Annotated in this window: 7 protein-coding genes; all 7 read right to left on the bottom strand. The window is 45.2% G+C overall.

The annotated features are described in order from the left end of the window. Positions 1-241: transposase (locus K8S13_RS02210; protein WP_291460090.1), on the bottom strand; the 241-nt coding region annotated here is incomplete at its 3' end. Beyond that, the gene (locus K8S13_RS02215) at positions 219-413 is read right to left on the bottom strand and encodes a hypothetical protein (RefSeq protein WP_291460091.1); all 195 of its coding nucleotides are present in this window, start codon (positions 411-413) and stop codon (positions 219-221) included. The genes K8S13_RS02215 and K8S13_RS02210, both read right to left, overlap by 23 nt. Positions 414-523: 110 nt before the next feature. Next, on the bottom strand, positions 524-889 hold the full coding sequence (locus K8S13_RS02220) for a hypothetical protein (RefSeq protein ID WP_291460093.1): 366 nt from the start codon (positions 887-889) through the stop codon (positions 524-526). A gap of 35 nt (positions 890-924) precedes the next feature. After that, positions 925-1,608, bottom strand: coding sequence for a hypothetical protein (locus K8S13_RS02225; RefSeq protein ID WP_291460094.1), 684 nt, complete (start codon positions 1,606-1,608; stop codon positions 925-927). After that, a complete protein-coding gene (locus K8S13_RS02230; protein WP_291460095.1) occupies positions 1,609-1,875 on the bottom strand; it encodes a hypothetical protein in 267 nt (88 codons plus the stop codon). It lies immediately after the preceding gene. Between the two features lie 34 nt (positions 1,876-1,909). Beyond that, entirely contained in the window at positions 1,910-2,278 is a 369-nt protein-coding gene (locus K8S13_RS02235) for a hypothetical protein (protein WP_291460096.1), read from the bottom strand. Between the two features lie 12 nt (positions 2,279-2,290). Next, positions 2,291-2,686: a hypothetical protein gene (locus tag K8S13_RS02240; RefSeq protein WP_291460097.1), complete on the bottom strand. Its 396-nt coding sequence runs from the start codon at positions 2,684-2,686 to the stop codon at positions 2,291-2,293. Between the last annotated feature and the right edge of the window lie 330 nt (positions 2,687-3,016).

A 3,016-nucleotide genomic window follows, 5' to 3' on the forward strand; every position in this document is an offset into this window, starting at 1 on the left:
CCCGGGGGCCTGCAAAAGGAGGTTTGGAAAAGACCACCCATTTTTTGGGAACTGCATGGAACAACCATTGCTCAAAAGATAAATAATCTGCAAGAAAGCTGATATCCCCCGGGAAGTTCAGCATCCCCTTGCGATGGGCTTTCTTAAGATTCTCAAGGAATTTGGCCCGGAATACGGGTGAAAGTGCCAGTACCGGAAAAAGAAAGGTATGATGATATTCAGGTGATACCCAGTTCCCCATAATGTTGATCCCACCGGCAGTGTTCAATGTCATACATGACCTTGTATTGCCGGGGATGCAGCCGGTATTTAGATCGGAATTGTTCACCGTATTCCCTGAAGATGTCCCCAATATCAGGGCTTGATTCCGGCTTGTCCGTAAGTTGTGAATGACTGTCTTGAGTTCTATTCATATTTAATAATGGACGATTCTGTCTTTTTGCTTGTTATTGCAATTGCCTAGGAAATAAGGGGGGAGCAAGGCCATTGCAATCTGGTGCAACCGTCTTGTTATACGTTTTTTTCATTCTCGTATTCCAGCTTTTTCATAGGCGCACAACGGGCAATAGGCTAAACCAATTATTGCCTTATTGTTACACCCTTGCCATGCACACGTTTTTTCAGATAAGCCACCCCGGGTATGAATTAAGAATTCGATTCTAATTTCTTTATCATTATGGGTTTTCCAACTTTCTGGATCTTCAATTTTAATGGCTAAACCAGTTTGATATTTATCCCATTCATCCAGCTGCCAATACTGTCCACAATCGGGGCATTTAATCAATTTAACCCAAGCATCATCTTTCCAATCAATTTGTTTAAATTTTTTAAAATACGAATCGCTTGTATCCGATTTGATGAATTCTGGAAGACCTTTGCATTCACACATTTTTATTATCCCCGATATGCATATCGATATAAATTTTATTGGATTCCGACGTACCGGAAGTCATCGGCATTGATGTGTCCCCAGCCACCGGGGTGAGCATCCGTGATAACGATCTGAGCCGTCCTGCCCATGTAGGCGGATACATCCCAGACCTGCTGTTTCAGGGTTTCATTACCGGTTCCCGTGGCACTGTGCACCACCTGCCCATCCACCATAAGAGAAACTGTTTCCTTGTCGGCATTTCTTCCTCCGCCGATGAGAAAGGAGATTTTGTCCGCTGTAATTTCAAACAAAACTGAAGTCAGTGTTCCGGTTGGCCGATCCCCCTGTCGCATGCCCGGCCGTTCTTTTGCTGTTCCCTGGTATTTTTCAAACGTACCGATCCAGAACTCCCCCCGGTGCTGTGACGGCTGAGTTTTCCTTCCTCTGGCTGTGGGGTTGTCCCCTTTGGTGGGCTGAAAGTCAAAGGCATTTCCCGCTTGGGTCCAGTGGGTCAGGTCACCCAGTTCAAAATCGCTGTTGGCAAATAAAAGAGAAAGGTCAGCCAACGGCATTTCTTGGGATGACGGTTCCTGTGGCGCCTCCTGCACTGCTGCCGGAGAAACATCCTCTTTTTGCATCACCTGTGCTGACGGGTTCTGTAAACCTTCATAAAGGGTAAACGACAGGGTATCTTTATTCCACCATGCATTGATGGTGTTCTTTGATTTAAAAGCCACCTATTTTGCACCGGAAGGATCAAGCAATGTCACATTGTCCATATCCAGAGTCATACCTTGATCACCAGGCAGGGGTTGTGCGGATTGTGCGTCAAACATTTTATTTTGATCCGTGTCGATCAGGGCGGTCCCGATTTCAGAATTCCTGACAAGGTAATAAAACGTCTGGTTCACCTGGGCCTTGAACACCTCCCATTCAATGGGAGCCTTGTTGTGGGTCATATCATCTGCCGTCACTTTTAAGAAGACCAGACTGTTTTCCGTCATCTCTATCGTTTCAGAAGGGGCCTGGTTGGAACTTTCATTTACCTGTGGTTGAACCGGGTTGTTCTGTCCCGGCGACGGGACCGCGGGTGTTGCAGGTATATTTCCCTTCAGGAGATGCAGGAACCCGGACCGGGAGTATGGTATCGGCTGCTGTTTTGAGTTTAATCGCTTTTGAATCATTGTCATTTGGCCGGCTCATGGACTGGATGGAAACGCGATACCGCCCGGTATCGATCCTTGTGGCACTGATGCGGTATGGTCCTTGTCCAAATTTGAAACCGTATCCTTCAAGCACTGTGTTATCCTGGACCATGCCCAGGGCAGACAAATTCACCGGGCAAAAGAACTTGGGGATCAGAAAAATAATACCGGCCACCTGGAAAAATATTTTTATACCTGTCACGGCATTACAGTCTTAATATCCCCCGGTGTAATGGACATTGTAGTACAATTTAAAATTGCCTTTCATAACCGGCGATTTTTCCGCCCAGGCAAACATAATAATTTGTTCACCCTTTCTCATGCTCATCATGCCCTGACCATTCTCAATATAGGTGCTCTGATTTTTCCACCCTTTTGTGGAAAACTTTTTCCCATAAAAATCAAACGCCTGCTGCAGGGTTGAATTTGTTCCCATAGTCACATCAAGGGTATTGCGGACCTTCATTTCATTTCCGATTTGATCTCCGGGTTTTCTGGGAATGATTGCCCAGAGTTCTTTTGCCGCCCCCTGACCATGTTTCATCTGTTTTGCCTCGTTCATGGCCGGGGCCATCACCTGCATCATCTGCTTTTTTTCTTCCGGACTCATGTTACCTACCTTTTTATAGCCGGACATCGGCCGGAACAACGTATTTCTCACCTGCCGGTGTGGAGTGGCAGCGGAACACCGGTCAAAAAAAGCGTTTACTTATCCTTTTTACTTATCCTTTAAAGCGTTTACTTATCCTTAAGCACTGTAGTAGGGTTTGCCCCTGATCCATAGGCAATGTTTGCAAAAATCGGCATAGCTCAGAATGATGCGCCTGAGATAATAATATAAAATATTCCAAGGAATCTATCTCCCCGAAGTTTGAAAAAACCCATTTATTTTGTGATCCTTTTTAATTTATATATAATAGAAACAATACTTATTTATCTA

This window comes from Desulfobacula sp. (assembly GCF_021107415.1).

What these genes read in the sequence shown, in the direction of transcription:
- K8S13_RS02230 (WP_291460095.1), bottom strand. Translation starts at nt 1,875, where the DNA reads ATGACGGAAAACAGTCTGGTCTTCTTAAAAGTGACGGCAGATGATATG.
- K8S13_RS02215 (WP_291460091.1), bottom strand. Translation starts at nt 413, where the DNA reads ATGAATAGAACTCAAGACAGTCATTCACAACTTACGGACAAGCCGGAA.
- K8S13_RS02240 (WP_291460097.1), bottom strand. Translation starts at nt 2,686, where the DNA reads ATGAGTCCGGAAGAAAAAAAGCAGATGATGCAGGTGATGGCCCCGGCC.
- K8S13_RS02220 (WP_291460093.1), bottom strand. Translation starts at nt 889, where the DNA reads ATGTGTGAATGCAAAGGTCTTCCAGAATTCATCAAATCGGATACAAGC.